Annotated in this window: 15 protein-coding genes and 1 tRNA gene; 11 read left to right on the forward strand and 5 right to left on the reverse strand. The window is 46.1% G+C overall.

Features of this window, described 5'->3' with window-relative positions; genetic code table 11:
* Positions 1-17 precede the first annotated feature (17 nt).
* On the reverse strand, positions 18-2,438 hold the full coding sequence (locus DESAL_RS18645) for a homocysteine S-methyltransferase family protein (protein WP_015853523.1): 2,421 nt from the start codon (positions 2,436-2,438) through the stop codon (positions 18-20).
* A gap of 353 nt (positions 2,439-2,791) precedes the next feature.
* Between DESAL_RS18645 and DESAL_RS18650 the strand changes: the two genes are divergently transcribed.
* The 8 genes from DESAL_RS18650 to tkt all read left to right on the forward strand — a co-directional run bounded on the left by DESAL_RS18650 (position 2,792) and on the right by tkt (position 10,256).
* Complete coding sequence (locus DESAL_RS18650; RefSeq protein WP_015853524.1) at positions 2,792-3,760, forward strand: sigma-70 family RNA polymerase sigma factor; 969 nt, start codon at positions 2,792-2,794, stop codon at positions 3,758-3,760.
* Entirely contained in the window at positions 3,753-4,541 is a 789-nt protein-coding gene (locus tag DESAL_RS18655; RefSeq protein ID WP_015853525.1) for an HD domain-containing protein, read from the forward strand. Before DESAL_RS18650 ends, DESAL_RS18655 begins: the two co-directional genes overlap by 8 nt.
* Complete coding sequence (locus DESAL_RS18660; RefSeq protein WP_015853526.1) at positions 4,538-6,289, forward strand: tetratricopeptide repeat protein; 1,752 nt, start codon at positions 4,538-4,540, stop codon at positions 6,287-6,289. The genes DESAL_RS18655 and DESAL_RS18660 overlap by 4 nt, the downstream gene beginning before the upstream one ends.
* Positions 6,286-7,080, forward strand: coding sequence for a hypothetical protein (locus tag DESAL_RS18665; protein ID WP_015853527.1), 795 nt, complete (start codon positions 6,286-6,288; stop codon positions 7,078-7,080). The genes DESAL_RS18660 and DESAL_RS18665 overlap by 4 nt, the downstream gene beginning before the upstream one ends.
* A gap of 30 nt (positions 7,081-7,110) precedes the next feature.
* Positions 7,111-7,434, forward strand: a complete 324-nt coding sequence (locus DESAL_RS18670; RefSeq protein ID WP_015853528.1) for a DEAD/DEAH box helicase family protein — start codon at positions 7,111-7,113, stop codon at positions 7,432-7,434.
* Positions 7,435-7,457: 23 nt separating this feature from the next.
* Positions 7,458-7,542, forward strand: a tRNA-Tyr gene (locus DESAL_RS18675).
* A 165-nt stretch (positions 7,543-7,707) separates the two neighbouring features.
* Positions 7,708-8,139, forward strand: coding sequence for a ribose 5-phosphate isomerase B (gene rpiB, locus DESAL_RS18680; RefSeq protein ID WP_015853529.1), 432 nt, complete (start codon positions 7,708-7,710; stop codon positions 8,137-8,139).
* 137 nt (positions 8,140-8,276) lie between these two features.
* Positions 8,277-10,256, forward strand: a complete 1,980-nt coding sequence (gene tkt, locus DESAL_RS18685) for a transketolase (protein ID WP_015853530.1) — start codon at positions 8,277-8,279, stop codon at positions 10,254-10,256.
* 76 nt (positions 10,257-10,332) lie between these two features.
* On the opposite strand, the gene DESAL_RS18690 is transcribed toward tkt, so the two are convergent.
* The gene (locus DESAL_RS18690) at positions 10,333-12,708 is read right to left on the reverse strand and encodes a hybrid sensor histidine kinase/response regulator (RefSeq protein WP_015853531.1); all 2,376 of its coding nucleotides are present in this window, start codon (positions 12,706-12,708) and stop codon (positions 10,333-10,335) included.
* Positions 12,709-13,053: 345 nt separating this feature from the next.
* On the opposite strand from DESAL_RS18690, the gene DESAL_RS18695 reads away from it, so the two are divergent.
* The 3 genes from DESAL_RS18695 (at position 13,054) to DESAL_RS19935 (ending at position 16,669) form a co-directional block, all read left to right on the forward strand.
* The gene (locus tag DESAL_RS18695) at positions 13,054-14,871 is read left to right on the forward strand and encodes a glucosyltransferase domain-containing protein (RefSeq protein ID WP_015853532.1); all 1,818 of its coding nucleotides are present in this window, start codon (positions 13,054-13,056) and stop codon (positions 14,869-14,871) included.
* Between the two features lie 74 nt (positions 14,872-14,945).
* Positions 14,946-15,914 carry a glycosyltransferase family 2 protein gene (locus DESAL_RS18700; protein WP_015853533.1) on the forward strand — a complete coding sequence of 323 codons (969 nt, stop codon included), beginning with the start codon at positions 14,946-14,948 and terminating at the stop codon, positions 15,912-15,914.
* Positions 15,915-15,976: 62 nt separating this feature from the next.
* On the forward strand, positions 15,977-16,669 hold the full coding sequence (locus DESAL_RS19935; protein ID WP_015853534.1) for a methyltransferase domain-containing protein: 693 nt from the start codon (positions 15,977-15,979) through the stop codon (positions 16,667-16,669).
* Positions 16,670-16,743: 74 nt separating this feature from the next.
* Here DESAL_RS19935 and DESAL_RS18710 read toward each other — a convergent pair whose 3' ends face one another.
* The 3 genes from DESAL_RS18710 to DESAL_RS18720 all read right to left on the reverse strand — a co-directional run bounded on the left by DESAL_RS18710 (position 16,744) and on the right by DESAL_RS18720 (position 21,132).
* Positions 16,744-17,025: a BC1872 family protein gene (locus DESAL_RS18710; protein WP_015853535.1), complete on the reverse strand. Its 282-nt coding sequence runs from the start codon at positions 17,023-17,025 to the stop codon at positions 16,744-16,746.
* Positions 17,026-17,175: 150 nt separating this feature from the next.
* Positions 17,176-17,391: a hypothetical protein gene (locus DESAL_RS18715; protein ID WP_015853536.1), complete on the reverse strand. Its 216-nt coding sequence runs from the start codon at positions 17,389-17,391 to the stop codon at positions 17,176-17,178.
* Between the two features lie 54 nt (positions 17,392-17,445).
* Complete coding sequence (locus DESAL_RS18720) at positions 17,446-21,132, reverse strand: DUF748 domain-containing protein (protein WP_015853537.1); 3,687 nt, start codon at positions 21,130-21,132, stop codon at positions 17,446-17,448.
* Between the last annotated feature and the right edge of the window lie 7 nt (positions 21,133-21,139).

Consider the following 21,139-nt stretch of genomic DNA (forward strand, 5'->3'; position numbering starts at 1 on the left):
AAAATCCGCATCCTGCCTTACTGCAGCAGGTTTTTGGCAACTTTAACCGCAGCCACTGCATCGGTAGACCAGCCGTCTGCCCCAATGGAATCGCAGAATCCACCGGTAATAACCGCGCCGCCGATCATAACCTTGATATCAAGGTTGCGTTCTTTGATCAGATTGATGGTGTCTTCCATGCGAACCATGGTGGTGGTCATCAGTGCGGAGAGCCCTACAATCTTGGCTCCATGCTCTTCAGCTGCATTAACGATAGTTTCAGCTGGAACATCTTTACCAAGGTCAATTACGTTATAGCCGTGGTTTTTGAGCATCAGGCAGACAATGTTCTTACCGATATCGTGGATATCGCCTTCAACAGTTGCCATGATGATGGTTGCCTTTTCCTCCATATCACCGGAGGCCTCAAGCAGAGGTTTGATCTTTTCAAAACCCTTCTGCAAAGTTTCTGCGGACTGAAGAAGCTGGGGCAGGAAATATTCCTTACGCTCGTACTTTTCACCCACTTCCATGATTGCCGGGATGAGATCTTCATTGACCATGGCAAAAGGTTCGCGCCCACCTTCAAGATCACGCTCTACGAGTGCGACAATGGAACCGCGGTCACCCTTGACCACAGCATCGAAAAGGTTTTCCGCCCCGGACTTGTCTGCTTTTTTACCGCCTCCTGCTGCACCGGACTGACCTCCGTCACCGGAGGGAGTCCAATCGGCATAACGCTCGATATACTGTTCAGCCTGCGGATCGCGGCAAAGCATAACTTCGTTGGCGTAAAGAGCTTCACGCAAACGCACAGAGTTGGGATTCGAAATAAAAGCAGCCATACCCTGTCCCTGACAAAGGGTCAGGAAACTGGAGTTAAGCAGTTCGCGGGCCGGGAGACCGAAAGAAATATTGGAGAGGCCCAGCACTGTGGGAAGATTCCATTCCTCTTTGCAGTGCTTGATGAAATCAAGGCAATGACGTGCAGCCATAGGCTTGGAAGATACGGTCAGAGCCAACGCGTCAACCATGATCAGTCTGCGCGGGATTCCCAGATCATCAGCCTGCTTGAGCAGTTCGGAGACAACCTCAACTTTCTCTGCACAAGTGATCGGCAGCTTGCTTCCTACGATGGGCAGCAGGATGAACGGAGCACCGAACTTCTTACACAGCGGTCCGAGACGTTCCATGCGGCCGGGTTCACCACTGATAGAGTTAACCAGCGGAGAGCCGGGGTATTCCCAGAGAGCTGCTTCAACGGCATCAGGGTTGGTGGAATCAATTGAAAGCGGTGCGGAATGCTGGGCAAAAATCTCTTTAACCAGCGCGGGCAGAATTTCTACCTCGTTAACCATGGGAGCGCCGACGTTTACATCAAGAACAGGTGCCCCGACAGCGATCTGCTCTTCAGCAAATTTCATGGCTTCGGTAAACTGGCCTTTCTGAAGTTCCGCGATGAGCTGCTTCTTACCGGTAGGGTTGATGCGCTCACCGATGATAACACCGCGCTGCTCAAATCCGATCTTTACAGACTGAGAGCGGGAGGTCAGCACCATCTGGCAATCTTCCTGAGGCACAGCGCGCTTCCACTTGGCACCGTCTACTTTATTGCGCAGAGCACGAATATGGTCCGGGCCTGTTCCGCAGCAACCACCGATAAATTTAGCACCGACATCCACAAACTTAGCAGACTGCTCGGCAAAAGGTTCGGGCTGAAGACGGAAAACGGTATTGCGGTTCTCGTCCAGTTCGGGCAGTCCGGCATTGGCCTCTACCAGCAGAGGAGAGCAAAGGCGGGGCTGCATGTTTTCCAGCACTTCCAGAATCTGCTCCGGTCCGGCGGAGCAGTTGGTACCCATGAGTTCAACACCCATGTTCTGCATGGTGTCGATAAAAGTTGCGGGAGATGTTCCGGTCAAACAGGCTGACGGAGACTCAAAAGTCATAGATAAGGCCACGGGCAGATCGCAAACTTCACGGGCGGCAATAACCACGGCCCGTGCTTCGGCGAGGTCAAAATGAGTTTCACCGAGGATCAGGTCAACTCCACCTTCCACAAGACCGGTGATCTGCTCCTTGTAGATTTCGACCATTTCCTTAAAGGTCATCTCACCCAAAGGCTGTACAAAATGTCCGGTGGGACCTACACTACCGGCAATAAATACATTATCCCCGCCGACAGAGCGGGCAAGAAGAGCCATTTCACGGTTCAAACCGATTACATCAACATCTGCGCCGAGCTTGGGCCTGCTGCCGCCGAATGTGTTGGTGGTCAACACATTGGCTCCGGCATCGACGTAATCTTTATGTACGGATTTAATTACCTCGGGGCTCTGGAGGCCAAACAGCTCAGGAGACATGCCTGCGGGAAGTCCACGGCTCTGCAAAAAGGTTCCGTAACCTCCATCAAAGAAATAGATTTTATCGTCACTGAGGGCTTTGCGAAAATCAGGCATGTCGAACGCTCCACTTTTTTATTAAATTTTAATCTCAGCCAAAAGGCTGATCATCATTTTACTTTTTGATGAGTATAGTCCTGTAGAATAGTCCCAAGCAGCAACATGTCCACTGATAATTGGCATGAACTGGCTGTGCCGCTCTGACCTTGAATTAATTATTTTGAAAAAAGATACAAAAAATAGTTCCTGAGAACTCCAAAAGAAGGGCATAATGCGTTGAAAACGCTTCTACTTAAAAACATTGAAAAGGACAAATAAAAACTATACCCTTACAAGTTACAGATTAGAACTTTTGTTTACAATAAAATATTCAAATAATTTCAGTAGAACAGGAAAATATAAACTGGCCAATGTCATCAAAAGAAGAACCGTTAGAGCTTGAACCTGTTGAAAATGAAGAGGTAAAACTGCCGCCCAAGGACGATTTTCTGCCCACGCCCCGCGCTAAGGGTGAAGTCGCAACCAAGGACCCTCTTCACTTGTATTTACAGGAAATCAGCCGTTTTCCCCTATTGGAGCCGGACGAAGAATTCCGACTTGCCAAGCAGGTGCAGGAAAACGGAGACCAACAAGCGGCCTTCAGGCTGGTATCCTCGCATCTCAGGCTGGTGGTTAAGATCGCCATGGACTTCCAGCGCCGCTGGATGCAGAATGTGCTTGACCTTATTCAGGAAGGCAACGTGGGCCTGATGAAAGCCGTTAATAAATTCGATCCCGACAAAGGCATCAAGTTCTCATACTATGCTGCCTTCTGGATCAAGGCTTACATCCTTAAATACATCATGGATAACTGGCGCATGGTTAAAATCGGGACCACCCAGACCCAGCGCAAACTTTTTTACAATCTGAACAAAGAACGCCAGAGATTACAGGCTCTCGGCTTTGATCCAACCACCTCCGAGCTTTCAAAAAAACTGAATGTCAGCGAAGAGGAAATTACTGAGATGGACCAGCGTCTGGCCAAGAATGACCTCTCCCTGAACCTGAAGTTCGGCGAGGATTCCGAAGCCACACGAATGGATTTTCTGCCTGATCTTGGCCCCGGGGTAGAAGAAACCCTTGCCAACAAGGAGATTTCCACATTACTGCTTGACCAGCTCAGGGCAATTGTTCCAAATCTCAATGAAAAGGAACAAGTGATCCTGAACGACCGCCTTCTCTCCGATTCCCCCAGAACACTGCGGGAAATCGGTGAAGAGTTCGGGGTAACGAGGGAAAGAGTTCGCCAGATTGAAGCAAGACTGCTGAAAAAATTGAGGGAACATCTGGCTGAATCAGTTAAAGACTTTTCACAGGACTGGATACCTGAAAATGAATAAGCTGCTTACCGATCTTAAAAAAGAAGCAAAGGCAATGGCTTCGGCCCTGCCTGTACCGGTTTTTTACCGAGATCTGGAAACCCAGATTGAATTTGCAAGGGATATGTTTTTCGATCACCCGCTGATCATCAGGCTGCAGGAAGACGTTCTACCCTTTCTTTATGATGAATATGCCCACGGCATCTACCATTCTAAAAAGGTAGCTATCGAAGCCGGAGCCATCATCCTTAAGGAAGGAGATGAAATGGACGGAGACCGCGTCCGTGAGCTGGTCCTGCTGGCCCAGTTCGGCGGCCTGCTCCACGACTGCTGTCGCCTTGACGAAAACCACGCCATCCGTGGTTCTGAGACCTCAAAGGTAATCCTTAACAATTACCCCCTTTCCGAACGCAGCAAGGAACTCATTGCCGAGTCTATTGCCCGCCATGAAGCTTTCAAACCGGAAAAACCCATCGAAAACGATCCGGAGCTGGCTCTTTTGAGCGGAGCTCTTTACGATGCTGATAAATTCCGCTGGGGACCTGACAACTTTTCCACCACCCTGTGGGAAATCTGCGACTACGAAGACTGGACAGTGGAAGAAATCATTGAAAAATTTCCCAAGGGACTTGAAATCATCAAATCCATTGAATCCACCTTCCGCACTGAAACCGGAAAGGAATACGGACCGGAAATGATCGCACAGGGCATTAATATCGGATCCGCAATCTACGAAAAACTGGTTGAATATTCCAAAGACCCCAAATACCTCCCGCAGGAAGAACCAGAAAGGCTTTTATGATACAAACTACCGGCTCATCACGCTGCCCGCTGAAGGTTGTTGCCGCAACAACCCTTCTGGTCCTGCTCATGCTGCAGGGCTGCGCAACCAAGAATACTGCCCTACCTGAATTTCAGCTCCCGCTGAGTCCTGAAGCGCAGTTAACATACGATTATCTGGTCTACATGGATTACCGCACCCGGCTGGCTCAAGCCTATAGCGGACTGAAGACACCTCAGACAATCAATGAAGTTGCGAAGCTGCAAAATGAGGCTTTGACCGTTTTAAACCGGATCATTGCCGCTGAGCCGCAGGAAAAGCTTTATCTGGACAAATTCGCCTTATACTGGACTTCACAGCAGATTGATGAAGCAAGAGCCACCCTTAAGGAGGCTCTTGCCTTATATCCCGACAGCCGAGACCTGAACATCAGCCTTGCCAACACCTATCTGGTGGACAACCGCAATGCTGACGCAGAAGCCGTGCTCAAGGAATACCTGCTTAAGAATCCGGAAGATCTCATAGTTACGGGACATCTGGCCCGTATCTACCTCGAGCAAAACAAATTTGCGCAGGCCCTTGATATTCTCAAGGTCATCCCCAAGGATAAACGGACCGCGCAAATCCACTATCTGCACGCCAAATCCAGTGCCGGACTGGGGCTGACCAGACAAGCTATCCGCAGCCTGAGAAAGGCTGTTGAAGTCAAACCTGATTTCATTGAAGCATGGGGCGAATTAGCCTACATGCATGAATTGGAGAAGGATTACGACTCCGCGGAACAAATCTACACCAAGATGCTTGAGTTCCCGGATGTATCCAATCATATCCGACTGCGGTTAATGGAACTCTGTCTCAAGCTGAACAATCCTGAACGGGCATTAAAGCTGGCCATCGAAGGTCCGCGCAGCAAAGCTTTCCTGCTTGAAGCAGCCCAGTTGTTCATCAGCGGCAAATTCTATGGACAGGCATCCATCCTGCTGGATCTTTTCGCCCAGCAGAAATCAATCCCTGACTCCTACTATTTTTTCAAAGCATCCATTGCCTTTGAAGGAGAGGACGATCCGGGCAAGGCTCTGGGCTACCTCAATAAAATTTCTCCGCAAAGCGAACATTACGATCGCAGCCTGCAATTCCGGGCTCATCTGCTTATGGACCTCAAGCGCAATAAAGAAGCCCTTGAGATTATCAGAATAGGCGAAGAAAAATTTCCCGAAGAGGCCAATTTCTATCTGCTTGAAGCAGGACTTCATTCCGAAGCCGGCGACAGCAAGGCAGCAAAAGATGCCCTGCTTCGCGGAAACACAAACATCCCCGGCCATACGCAGATTCTTTTTCAGCTTGGTGTAATGGAAGAACAGGAAGGTAATCTGGACCAGACCCTTAAGTACATGGAACAGATCATCTCCGGCTCCCCGGACCATGCTGATGCACTAAATTTCATTGGCTACATACTGGCTGACCGCAATGAACAGCTCGACCGGGCCATGGTCCTGATCAGCAGGGCCAACAGGCTTGAGCCTGACAACGGCTACATTCTCGACTCTCTGGCCTGGGTCAATTACCGTATGGGTAACTTTGAGGAGGCTTGGAAAATAATCAAACGGGCCATCTCACTTAGACCAAAACAGCCGGAACTCTGGGATCACTACGGCGACATTGCCGCTGCACTCGGTAAAAAGAAATCCGCTGCAAAAGGATATCGCAAGGCCCTTGAATTAAAACCCGAAAATGCTGAGCAGATCCGCAAGAAACTGGAAGAATTATGATTTCCCGTTCATGCCGCACGGCTTTGATTCTGCTGTCCATTTTGGTTGCAATCAGCGGATGTTCCACTCGTTCCGCGATCAAAACAGATCCAGACGATATCTATAATTCATTTCGCAATGAATACGGGAATTGCAACGCCACGGGCTTAAAGGCCAAAGCCAGCCTCTACTACACTTCAAAAGGCTCAGGACACCGCACTACAATGTCCCTGTGGGGAGATTACGCAACTCCCCTGCGTCTTGATGTACGCGCGGGCATAGGAGCCTACATCGCCCATATACGCGAAGATGAGTCTGGGCTGACTGCGTTCTACCCCGACCAGAAAACAGCATACTCGCATTCATCCCCGGTCCGTGCAGTCCATTTGCTCGGTCTGCCCTTTCCATTCTCCCTGAAAGACCTTGCAGGACTTATCTCCGGCTGTTATCCCAACCTGATACCAAAATCATACGACACCGCAGTTCCTGAAAACGGAAATCTGCGTTTTACCTTTGACAACGGACCCGTCAGTTCAATCGTGCTGACGGAACAGGGAACCCCGATGGAAATATCGGGACGGGGCGAAATTCCATGGCGCATGGAGTTGTCCTCATACGAAGAAGACAACTCAGGCAAACTGCTGCCGGAAAAAATAGCCGTATACACAGAGCTGGGAGACAAAGCCCTGCTGCGTATAAAATCCCGGACACTCACGGCGAAACCGTGGCTGGCGAAAGCTCTTGAGCTCAAGCTGCCCGAGGGTTCCGAGGAAATCCGTCTCGACCGGAACGGGTATGTCAGAATCGATTAAAATGTTAAGCTTTTCATAACGGAGGGAAGTATGAGCGGGCAGGATTTTAATTCTAATGAAAAAAGTAGTGGACTTCTTGAAAACTTTAAACTAGGTCTCGATGTCTGGCTGGCGGAGATGAAAGGAATCGTTTCAAGACTGCTTGGAAATTTCGAAGTCTCACAGCTGGAAAAACGTCTTGAAAAAGAATATGCGCTTCTTGGGAAAATCACTACTGGTGATGTTGACGGAAACGCAGAACTGTGTAAAAAGCAGATCGAATTTTTCAAAGATGAAATCAGCAGGCTTGAAAAAGAGCAGGCTGCCAAACGCGATGTTAAATATCGCGATAATGAACGTAAAATGGATATCTAACCGGTAACGGTTTCATATAGAGTGGTGGGGTTCCCGAGTGGCCAAAGGGAACAGACTGTAAATCTGTCGGCAACGCCTTCGGAGGTTCGAATCCTCCCCCCACCACCACTTTGAATCCTCGGTTGATTCCAAAAAAACCAAAAGTACAGGGTGTTACAAACAGAGTTGAGCACGGCCTGATCAATATAGTTCTGCGGGAAAGTTCTCGACAGAACTGTTTTTTTGTTGTGCTTCTGACTGTTTTTTTACACATCCTGCGCGGGAGATCTGGATATGGCCGGTAAAGTTGTAATCGGTTCGGACCACGGAGGGTTCACCCTCAAAGCATTCGCCATCAAACTGCTCAGCGACATGGGTTATGATGTAATCGATGCCGGACCTGAAGAAGCTGTCAGCTGCGACTATCCTGTTTACGCCGAAAAAGTAGCCGAAATGGTTACCGGGGAAGATATTCCCGGCATCCTGATTTGCGGAACCGGACTGGGAATGTCCATGGCTGCAAACAAAATCAAGGGCATCCGTGCTGCCATGTGTACTAATGAGTACATGGCCAAGATGGCCCGTGCGCACAACAATGCGAACATCCTCTGCCTCGGTGAACGAGTGATCGGGCCCGGATTGGCGGAAGAAATTATCCGCGCCTTCATGACTTCCGAATTTGAAGGTGATCGGCACCTGCGCAGAATCAATCTTTTCGATAAATAGTAGATATCCCGTCAGCATTATTGCCGGCGGGATTCTTTAATTTATAACATTAGACAGCATTCTCCAGGGAAGTGGGGCGGTTAGCCGCCAAGCTTGAATGCTGAATAAAATATCATCACTAATAGGGGACTCAAAAAATGAGTAACAACCAGTTGGACCAGAAAGCGGTCAACGTTGTAAAAGGTTTGATCATGGACTCCATCCGCAAGGCCAATTCCGGCCATCCCGGTGGCTCCATGTCTTCCGCGGACTTCGCCTACGTCCTGTACAAGGACTTCCTTAAATTCGATCCCAGCAATCCCGAGTGGGCTGACCGCGACCGTTTCGTAATGGCTGCAGGTCACGAATCCCCGCTGCTCTACTCCATCCTGCATCTCTGCGGATTCCTGACCATCGAAGACCTCAAGCAGTTCCGCCAGCTGGATTCCATCACCCCCGGCCATCCCGAACACGACATGACTCCCGGCGTTGAAGCCACTTCCGGCCCTCTGGGTCAGGGTTTCTGCGTCGGTGTAGGTATGGCTACCGCTGAGGCTTTCCTCAACGCCAACACCAACGATGACGTTGTAGATCACTACACCTACGTTCTCTCCTCCGACGGTGACTTTCAGGAGCCTGTAGCACTCGGCGCTGCTACCCTCGCCGGTCTCTGGGGACTTGGCAAACTCATCGTTTACTACGATTCCAACGACATCCAGCTCGCAGGCCCCACCAGCAAGTGCGACTGCACCGACTTCAAAAAAGTTTTCGAAGCTATGTGCTGGCACGTTGTAGAAATCGACGGTCACGACCACGAAGCTATCCGCGCAGCTGTAAAAGCTGGCCAGGCTGAAACTTCCAAGCCGACCATCATCATAGGTAAGACCGTAATGGCGAAAGGTGCCGCTACCTGCGAAGGCAGCCACTCCACCCACGGTTCTCCCCTTTCTCACGAAGAAATTGAAGCAACCAAGAAATGCTTCGGTCTTCCCGAAAAAGAAACTTTCTACGTACCCGAAGATGTTGTTGAACATTTTCAGGCTCGTTTCCCCGATCTCAAAGCACTGGCAGCCCAGTGGAAAGAGAAATCCGATGCAGCCCTCGCTGCTGACGAAAAAATCGCTGCTTTCTGGGCACAGGCCAACACTCCCCGTGGCGCGATCAAACTCGAACTGCCTGAATTCGAAGCAGGCCAGTCCATTGCTACCCGTAAGGCCTGGGGCGCATGCCTCGATGCTATCACCGATTCTTTGCCCACTCTCGTGGGTGGTTCCGCGGACCTCGATCCCTCCAACCAGACTGCAAACTTCCGCAAAAAAGTTGGCGACTTCGCTATCGACGGCAAAACCGCACGTAACCTTGCTTTCGGTGTTCGTGAGTTCCCCATGTCCGTTATCCTCAACGGTATGGCTCTCCACGGCGGCGTAATCCCCTTCGGTGCGACATTCCTGACCTTCTCCGACTACTGCCGTAACGGTATGCGCATGTCTGCTCTGCAGCACCTGCCCGTTATCTACATCTACACCCACGATTCTTTCTACGTAGGTGAAGACGGCCCGACCCACCAGCCCATCGAGCACGTAGCATCCCTGCGTCTCATCCCGAACATGCTGGTGCTTCGTCCCGCAGATGCACGCGAAACCGCAGCATGCCTCGAAATCGCCATGGCTCAGGAAAAACGTCCTTCCTCCCTCATGCTCACCCGTCAGGGACTGCCCGTCCTCGACAAAGATGAGTACCCGCAGGTAGAAGAAGGCGTTAAACGCGGCGGTTACATCGTAAAAGATTGCGACGGCACCCCGGACATGATCGCTATTGCCGCAGGTTCCGAAGTATCCATGGCTATCGAAGCCGCTTCCATGATCGAAGGCAAAAAGATCCGCGTGGTCTCCATGCCTTCCGTAGAACTCTTCGAAGAGCAGGATCAGGAATACAAGGATTCCGTACTTGATCCCAACGTACGCACCCGCATCGCAGCAGAAGCTGGCCGTCCCGAAGGCTGGTACAAATACGTCGGCATGGACGGCGCAGTACTCGGCATCGACCACTTCGGCGCATCCGCACCCGCAGCTCAGCTCGCAGAGAAATACGGTTTCACCGCCGCCAACCTCGCTGAGATGATGAAGAAACAGTTCTAGTAGCTACATCTATATCAATAAAAATGCCCCGTAACTCAATTGAGTTACGGGGCATTTTTATTGACTAATCCCTTACTTAAACCTGTTTGCCAGAAAACACCTTATTTAAAATTTCGCAAAGATTTCTTCTGAGGTATGGCTTACGTATGTATTCGCTAAATCCAACCTCTTTAACCAAAGCAAACTCCTCTTCGTTTGCAAAGCCTGAAGCCAAGACTCCCCTGATATTAGGATTAATTTTACGCATGGCCTTAAAACTATCTACTCCGTTCATTCGTGGCATCACCATATCTATCAATACAAGATCAATATCTTCAGCGTGTTCTTTAAATTTTATTACACCCTCTGCTCCGTCCTCAGCAATAAGGACTTCAAATCCCATATCCATCAGCAAGGCTTCAGCTGTCACCCTTACTATCGGTTCATCATCAACAAGAAGAACAAGCCCGCTCCCCTGACAATCTTCTTGTTGTTCTGAAACAAAAACCTCGGCCCCATCATCTGCGATTGGAAAGAAAAGATGAAAACAAGTCCCAACTCCTTCTTCACTGTACACATTAATCGCACCCTCATGCTGTTGAACAGTTCCATAAACAGAGGCAAGCCCTAATCCTGTTCCTTTACCCTGTTCCTTGGTTGTAAAAAAAGGCTCAAATATATGAGGGAGAACATCCTTGGGAATACCTGTCCCTGAATCACAAAATTCAACATCCAGAAAAACTCCAGGTGAAACTTCAAATGGACTGACCTCACAATAAACAGGGTCAAGATCAACCGTTTTACATTCAATATTAATCGTGCCTCCATCAGGCATTGCATGGGAAGCATTAATACCCAAATTAATAAAGAGCGACTGAATCATGGAGGGATCGCCAATAATCATCATTGGCTCAGAATTGCTGATAATATTGATATCAATACGACGGTCTATTGTTTTCTTCAAAATCTCAACTGCAGCCAAAATTGAATCATGCGCATTTATAGCCGTTGAAACGGCGGGCTGCTTCCGTGCAAATGACAATAATTTATGGGTAAGATCGGCTGAGCGTTTTGAGGCGTCAAAAATAAGATCCAGATATTTCCTCACCTTGGGATCTTCCGGTAGCTTTCGCCTCAATAATTCCACAGAGGAGAATATACCACTAAGCATATTATTAAAATCGTGTGCAACCCCACCCGCCAACTGGCCGATTGCTTCCATTTTAGAAGTTTGCATAGATTGATCCATGAGTCTGCGCTCTTCGGTTATATCCCTAAAAACGAGTATGGCTCCTAGCAACTCTTCATTATCCCCTGTGATTGGCGCTGCTGAAGATGAAATTAAATATTTATTTTGATTTTTTGAAACTAGAAAATAGTCCTTTCTTCGTGAACTTCCCCCTAGATCTATTTCCAGTATTTTTTTGGCAGGAACTTCACGTTCATCCTGAGAAACAATATGGAATGTATCGTCAAGTGGCTTACCAACACTTTCAGCCACTTTATAACCTGTAAGTTCCTCTGCGACAGGATTCATTATTGTAACTATGTCATTAATATCTGTCGCAATGACTGCATCGCCTATCGAATTCAATGTGATCTGTAACCAATCTTTATTCCTTCTCAATTCTGTTTCTACTCGTTCCCGCTCATGAATTTCCTTGGTCTTCTCCTTAAGCGAAATATTAAGATCACCTACAGCCTTCTTCTGAAATTTAATAATGGTCAACAACAACGCCAAGACTAAAAAAAATGACCACGCAAACAAAACACGTAATGTTTGATTAATCGAGTCGAGTGAATCCTGATGCACCTCAACCTCTGCCGCGGTTCTTTTATTTAGCACACCTATAAAATCATCAATAGCTAACATTATTTTCTTTTTGGAATCATGATACTCCTTTCCGTACAAAAGCTGTAAAGCGTACTCCCTACCTTGATCATTATCCGCTGTAGAACTTCCACTCATTGCTTTGATTGCTTTTTCTTCCAGCTCAACAAGCTCATCTGAAAGCCTTTTGGCTTTTGTCAGAAAAGCAAATTCTTCATCAGTAAAACCCTGCTCAAGCAACTGTTTTCTCATCGACTTGCCGGGACCGACGGCTGGCTCAAAAATATTCTCCTCAGCTACCTTATAATCCCAGAAAAAACCTTCATACTTTTCAGGACGCTTAACCTTGCCATCGCGAATATCTAGAATTGCATAAAAATATTTCAGAAACCTAGTATCACCAGTCGCAGCATAAGAACGAATCATTTTCGTTAAATCATCAGAACTGTCACGCAATTGCTCTGCCAACCGAAGAGATTCCTCACGATTTGCGACAACAACATCAAGCTGTTTACGGGCATCATTTTGAAAGACAAAAGCATACATTGTTAAAACAATTAAACATGTTAGGAGCAAAATCTCTAATCCAATCATTATGCTATAACGTGGATATTTTCGTAGATATCCGAATGTGTCTTTCATATTGTGATCACCTGTTTGATAATAAATTGCTAGTACTGCGCAGATTACTCACGACTCTTGATATTAATAGAGACACACAATAAAAACAATTCATATTAATTAAATTTGGATATCTTTTACCCAACTCGAAATTGGAAATCCCCCCGGAACGGTTGTTCCGGGGGGATTTTTCGTGACTGCAAGTTTACGGTCTCAACACCGGAAGAACTTGCAACAAAAGTTCAAAATTGCTAGGTACAGCTAACTATAATTTAACCCGAAGTTTATTGCATTATGTCCTATACAAATAAAAAAATGCAGCTTTTGCAAGACGACTAAATAACAAAGATAATAATTAGCATAGCCATGAATATCGCACACAAATTTCTTGATTTCGACGTCGAAAATTACGTTAAAGAAAAATACTCTAATATATCCAAAAGTGACCTTACCGCTTTCTTAATAACTCTATTCCTCGGTTTTTGTATCCATGGCGCCGCAATGGTGAATTTCTTTATTAATGAAGACTTTCAATTAAGCGGATACATCGACCTGTTAATATCTGGTAGATTTTTGTACGGCCCTGTATACAATATAACAAATAGTTATCCATTGCAGTTTCTGCATACATTCATATTTATTTTTCTAGCATCACTATCTGGGACAATTATTGCTAAACTTTTATCTGCAAAGACAACTTTTATTAAAGTTTTGATTGCAGTTATTTTTTTATCCTACCCCGCTTTTGCAATAGCAATGACATACAACTTAGCAATACTTGTCTATGCTGTATCTTCCTTTACTTCTGTATTAGCAGTATATTTTGCAAACAAAGAAGGAAAAACAAATTTCTTTTGCGGAGCGCTAATTCTATCGCTATCGTTGGCCATATACCAAACTTACCTCTGCGTAAGCGCTAGCCTCTGCACTGCAATTCTCTTGAAATTTGCTATCGACAATAATCTCGGCGATAATCCCATCCTTAAACTCTTTTTTAAAAAAGCAGTAAGATTCATAGCATTTGGAATTAGCGCAGGTCTCATATACATAGTACTCGTAAAAACAATCACCTACATAGACGGAACACCTTTATCCACCTATCAGGGCGCAGACCAGATGGGAGCCCTTTCTCTTTCAATTTTTTCCTTACAAAAAATATTCGCATGCTATTCCGCACTGCTGAATAATTCATTTTTTAAATTTCAATCTTTATTACAACCCTCTATCTGGGTAATATCTTTAATAGCATGCGCAACAGTTCTATATAAGCAACGTCTATACAAATCCATTAAGGATATCACAGTTAATTTATCCATTATTGTTGTTGTTTTTGTTACTACTCTCATCGCAGCAATAATTATCCCTATCGTTGCTCCTTTCTCAGATATTACGTATATGCAGACCTATGGAGCCGTAATAGTATTGTGCGCAACCATCGCGATTGCAGCTGATGATTTTAAATTATCAAAAAATATTACAATTCTAATGAGTATCATTATTGTCGTCTGCTTCACCACCAGAACAAATGCTCAATACTACAGAGCTCATTTGATAACTCAAGCATCTACCCAAACAGTCAGCAGAATATTTTCCAGAATAGAAGAAACTCCAGGTTTCTCAAGTGACAAAAAACTGGCTATAATCGGCAATCTTCCCAACCAATACTTCAAGACTGAAACAGCCCCTCCATTCTCCAATGAAGGCAACTCCGGATATTCAGGCAATTTCGTCGGATTAAGTAGAGCAAATCAAAGCCACAAATTCACAACAATCCTCTCTGTTTTAGGCTACAAAATTGCACCTATTCTGGACCAAAAGGATGTGCTTGAGGCATCAACAATAGCTCTCAGGATGCCCACCTATCCACAAAAAGGATCTATTATAACCACCGATAAATTAATCGTGGTTAAACTGAACGACCCTCTTTTGGTTATCTCTCCCACTTCACTTGGCAAGAGCAAATATACATTTAAGTTCACGCCTTTTGACCAAAGTGGGAACTTAGAAATTGTCTGGCAAGTAATTGCTAGAGGATCTCAAGGACAAACAATTCAAACCCCAACTCCAGAATTAAGCATAACTCTGGACAAACCAGGCGAAACATACTGCGTAATTGCCCACTATCGAAAAAGGGGAATGAAAGAGTTTACTCACTCCAAACCACACTGGTTTATTGCCAACTAAAAACGATCTGGCGCAATACCAACTTTATATATTTAAACAGCCTTCACAAACAAGGGACAACCAGTCATTTTAATATGCAAGAAAACACTTTTGACATAAAAACAAAAAAAATCAGTGTAGTAGTTCCTGTTCTTAATGAAGAACAAAATGTCCCTTTAATATGTGGCAGAATAACAGAAGTTCTAAATAATTTTAACTTTGAAATCATCTTCGTTGATGATGGAAGCACAGATGGAACCCTCGAACAACTAATGAGCTTAAGTGCAAAACACGCAAATATAAATTTCATATCCCTCTCAAGAAACTGGGGACATCAATGTGCACTTAAGGCTGGTCTTGATCATGCAACCGGAGACTGCGTAATCTCTATAGATGGGGATTTACAGCACCCACCTGAATTAATGCTCACCTTCATCGACAAATGGGCTCAAGGGGCAGATATTGTTCACTCAGTTCGAAAAGAAGACCCAAATCTTCCTTTTCTTAAAAAATTCACATCAAGCACATTCTATAAAATAATCAACAAGATTTCTAATTTGAATATCAAACCAGGCACCGCTGATTTCAGACTTTTAGATCGTAAAGTAGTAGAAGCGTGTCGAAATTTAAATGAAGATGTATATTTTTGGCGTGGAATAATCCCATGGCTGGGTTTTACACAAGAGTACATTGAATATGAACCTAACAGCAGACAATACGGAAAGAGCAAATACAATTTGAAAAAAATGCTAGGCTTAGCAATTAATGGTGTAGCCTCTTTTAGTCTTATTCCACTACGGGCGGCATCATTAATCGGGTCTGGAATTCTACTTATCGCTCTTGTTTACTTAGCGTATATCATTATCCAATTCTTAATTGGAAACACTGTCCCCGGATGGTCTTCCATCATGGCTGCTATACTTATCTTAGGCGCGATACAGCTTATTTTCCTTGGGACTATTGGCGAATATGTTGGTAAAACATACTTAGGGAGCAAAAAACGCCCTACTTACTTTATTAAAAAGATGAATGCCGAATTGCTAAACAACAATCTACCTAAGTAATCGCAACAAAAACATTCATTCACTTAAAATATAATATAATCCAATAAAGGATCGAAAATTTTATGAGTAATATTTTAAATAAATTCCCTAAAAAAAGACCGCCTCTCTCTGATGAAATGCAAAAAATCTATCACGAGCATTACAAAGCAAATCGGGAAGGAGATACAGCAGCTTCATTTGTAGCCACAACTTTAGAAAAATGGATGCATATAAAAATAGCAGAATTGAAAACAGAAGGGAACATTCTTGAAATTGGGGCAGGTACACTCAATCACATCCCATATGAAAATAATTTTACATCATATGATATAGTAGAGCCATATGAAGGGCTCTACAAAGGAAGTGGCAACCTAAAGCATGTAAGAAACATTTATAGCAACATTAATGAGCTACCAGAGACACAATACGATCGTATTCTAAGCGTTGCTGCATTTGAACATATATGTGAGCTACCAGATCTCGTTAGCCAGTGTCGCAACCTCCTTAAACCTGACGGAGTACTGCAAGTAGCCATCCCCAGTGAGGGGACTCCCCTTTGGTACTTAGCCCAATTGATAGGTACTGGCCTCGAATTCAGGCTTAAATATAAATTGGACTACTTCGAATTAATCCGCCATGAGCATGTCAATACAGCAAAAGAAATAACGGAAGTTTTAAGCCATTATTTTAATGACATTAAAATTAAAACTTTTGGTGTCTGCCCATACCTATCTCTCTATCAATACCTGGAATGTCGTAATACTCCAGAAAACTAATTAGCTCCCACAAACAAAAACAATAAAGCCGTCGAAACCTAGTTACGACGGCTCTATTACTGAAATGAGATCCCCTACCCCACAATAGCATCCGCAACAGCAACACAAACTGCCAATGCCGCGTGATCACTCTGCCCGGCAAACTCTTTGCCGTCTTTCTTGAGAGTTGCGCGCCAATCGGTTTCAGTCATGCTGCCGCGGCTTAAATCTTCGAGCTGAAATTTCCAGCCATCTTCTTCCATCTTTTCGGTGATCTTCAGGGCCTTGTGGATATCTTCCATTGCTCCTTCGGGCATGGCGTCGCCGATCCTTTCCTTGAGCAGTGCTTCCAGACTTTCGTATGTATATTCAGCCATTTTATTTCCTCCAAATGGTTCGGTTATTCGAAAGTCTCAATGAACCACTGAACCAACCGCAAGTCAATTTCCATACCCTGCATAAAAGAAAACCGCCGGACCAAACGGACCGACGGTTTTAAAGAATCGTAATATAGCAGCCGGTTATGACTAGTTATCCATAGCCTCGTCAGCTTTCTTTTTCAGATCATCAAATGCACTTTTTGCATCATCACCCATATCATCCATCTTATCCTTAGCCTGATCCATAGCCTCATCAATTTTCTTTCCTGCCTTTTCCGCAGGCCCTTCCTCACTGCAACCGGACATTGCACCGAGAAGTGCTACTAAACACAAAACATAAGCCATTTTTTTTAACCAAGACATATTTTCTCTCCTTTTTTGCTTAATTTATATATGAAACTCTCAAAACAAACATTATTATTGCAACCCAAGCTCAACACGCGGGCCAGTTCCCTTTCCGGTGGCTGACATTCCCTTAAGGAAAACCCTTTCGGGGGCAATACCGGACTGCTCCACCAAAAAGGTACGCACCAGCTCAGACCTGCGCCGCGCCAGATCAGCCAGCTGCGTATCAGTGACCTTAATGTGATCACGCAGAGCCTTTTCCATATCTGGAACAGGCTGGGCAACCACGATGCCAAGGAAGTTGGTCGGTCTTTCAAAAGTAGCATCCTTGTAGGCAGCTTCCAGATATTCGGGATACTCTTCTTCGGTAATAACGACATCATCAACAGACTTGGGCGCATTCTCATCGCCTTCAAGCTCAAGGAACTTGGGCATGGCAACCTGCCTGCGGAACTCGGCTTCTTCCATGGCCGGAATATCCTCTGGCGCAGTGAAGCCGCTGACCTCCAGCTTAAGCCCCGGACGATCCTGCATGGCCTTGGCAACAGACTCCATCTTGGACTGCTCGCCTTCCTTGAAACCGACCTTGCCAGCTTCAAAAGCCATAACATCCATATCCTCGCCACCACCAACCAGAGCACCGATCAGAGCAAAAGGCGAAGTGACAGCCTTGACCAGCAGATTGACGATAGCCCGTGCTATGACTTTACCCAACTTGAACTGGGGATCGGAAAGGTCGCCCTCTACGGGGATATCGAGCCTGATATTACCGCTGCTGTCCCTGAGCAGCGCCAATCCAAGACCGATTGGGATGTTGGGCGCATCAGGATTGTCCACCTTCTTACCGACTTCGAACTGATAAATATCGAAAACATTATTCACAGCAATGAACTTGCCGCGCAACTTCACACACACATCAGAGCTGAGCATCCCGGTACTTACCGGATAAGCAATGAACTTCTCGGTGTAGGGCGAAAGCTGAGTCATATCCAAATTTGCGACGGAAACATTGATATCAGTATCCGCCCCTTCAACTGTAGGTTGCAGATACCCTTCTGCCACCAATGGAGATTGCCTATCAAGGGTAGCATTAAATGAAATGTCCGTGCGTTCGCCATGAGGCAACTCAAGCCCACGTACGGCAGAACGCATCTTGGAAATATCCAGCTCAAAGGCAGGAGAAACGGTATAATCTTTAAAGGACACAGTGCCGTTGCTCATGAAAATTTCATCTATGGCAACAACATTTTCCTGCTTTTCTTCTGCTGTCGGCTCTTTGAGTTCGGCTACCCCGTCAACTGGGGGGCTGCCTTCTTTGGTTGCCACTGCAGCCTTTTCCGCTGCAAGTTCGGCCTGCTCTTCCAGAGCCTCTTCGTCCACAGGCTCAGCACGCTTTCCGGTCAACATACGCGCAATATTGAAGGTGCCATCCTGCTCCCGCTCCAGATTAGCTTTGGGAGCGAGCACTGCGATGGAGCCGACTTTGACCTTAAGCGGCGCGGAACGGAAATCAATTTCACGAACAGCTAAATCTTCCAGATGGAAAAACTGCTTGTTTCCCTGATTATCGCGGATAAGAAGATCCTTGAGCTGAACCTTGCCGGTGTATCCCGCAACAGGTTCATTTGCAGCAGAGAAATCCCAATTACCACGCACATCAACATGCCCGCGGGCAATATTCATCTGCATCTGTGGCGGCAGGTAGCCGTTGAAATCCCTCAACCGGAGTTTGCGAAGCTGTACACTGCCCTTTCCTTTAAGTGACTGCGGACCTGCTTGTCCGTCTATTTTGATAGACCCGCGCTTGTTGATAAGAGCGGAAAGGTTAAGCTTAAGTGGCTTCTCTTCCGGAAAAGTAAGCCCGTTAACACCGATCTTGATATCACTGATGCTGGTGACGGTCTTTTTGGTAGCCGCGCGGTCGGTCAATTCAACCCCTGATTCAGAAAGCTGAAACCTGTTCAAAGCCACCTTCCACGTCTCTCCCTCCGCATCAGCAGAGTCCGCACCTTCTTCCTGTTGCTTAACCGGAACACCAACATTTTTCGCGTTCTTCTGATGCTGCTCGATCTGCTTGATCAGGTCGATCCCCTTTTTATCGCGCATAAGCCTAATGAGGAGTTTGTTGAGATCAATGGAATCTATGAACACGGACTTTTCCTGCAAATCAACAGTACCGTTGTTCATGGCAAATCCACCAAGACCGATCAAAGTCTTGCCGCCGCCCTTGGGTTGCAGATCAAGCCCATCAACATTGACCCTGATATTTTTCAGCCGAACTGAAGTTTCATTCCGAAGACCAAGCTGAAAATCACTGCCCAGACCGACCTTACCCCCGGCAACATCCAGAGGCAGCGGATCGTCCAGATAAACATGGTAATCAGGAATATCAAGATCCTCTACGGCAATAGAACCATTCACGGACAAGGGAATAACAGACAAACCGCCCTGACCGCTGATTACTTCAGTAGCATTGGAACCGATACGGAAATCCCAGCTCCCGGCAGCATTCTCTGCTGTGCTCACATTTCCGGCATGAACCATAATCGGACCGATTTTCTTATTAAAACCTTTACCGAAAGCATTATCGGTGAAATCCACCTGCCCGTTATCAAGCCTGAAATCCCTAACCAAGGCAGCCACAGCAGGCCCTGATTCTTCTTTGGAACCGCCTTCAGTTTCTTTCGATTTTTCCCCGGCTTCAATGGAGGGGGCGAGATAATCAAGCAGGTCCGGGCTGCCGTCCTCTTTGAGTCCGACTTTAAGATATGGATCACTCAAATTAACAGATGAAATTTTCAGTATACGTTGCAGTATGCGAACTTCCTCCAACTCTACATCAAGATCTTTAAATTTGAGCAGGGAAGGCCCTTTTCTAGCAGCAAGGTCAAAATTGGTGATATTGGCTTTACCGCTTATCTGCACTCTCGGCAGAATGGTATCTCCGCGCTCAAAAGAAAGGACCAGATCTGAACTCAGGCTACCGCTTTTCAATTCGGTAGTTTCGTAGATGGGCAGGTAAGGCCAGTACTCGGCCAGCTGCGCATCTTTAAGGGAGAAGTCGAACTGCGTCTTCAAACTCTGGTTAAAGGGCAGAGTATGCCCTTTCAGGGCAAAAGGAGTCCCATTGATAATCATATCAAGACTGGGCTGGACCTGCTTCTCATTATCGCGAAGAAGAGACGAGGTGAACGGCACAAACAGATCAAGGCTGGAAATCTCATGGCGCACATCACGAACCTTATCGTAAACCCTACAGGTACCGTTGCTTACAACCAGATCACGTACGATAAATGGAAACAGTTCTTTTTCATCCGTGTTTGCTTCTTCCGGCTGCTCCTCAACATCGCCTTCAGGAATAAGATCTGAGACACTGCTGCCGCCCCTGAAAACAGCAAGATCAATCTGCGGATCCACTATTTTGATTTCATCAAGAATCAGGGAAAGACGAAACAAAGAAAAAGAATCAAGATTCAGATCAAACGTTTTAAAAGAAAACAAATTTCCTTCACCCTCTTTCTTACCGATCTCAAAACCATGAACAGTCAGTTGAAGGGTATAGGGATTCAAATCCACCTGTTCAATACGCACATCCCTGTTCAGCACAGCGGGGAGTTTAGAGAGCGCAACTTTCTTGATGGTAAAGGGGATGAGTAAAAACCCAATGATAGTATAAAAAATGAGCAGTCCGGCTACTATCAGCCCAACCTTACCCGGACGATTCAACCTGTTCCAATGTGTGCGTATTTTTTTGAGCATCTGATTA

It is taken from the genome of Maridesulfovibrio salexigens DSM 2638, from assembly GCF_000023445.1.
GTDB lineage: Bacteria > Desulfobacterota > Desulfovibrionia > Desulfovibrionales > Desulfovibrionaceae > Maridesulfovibrio > Maridesulfovibrio salexigens.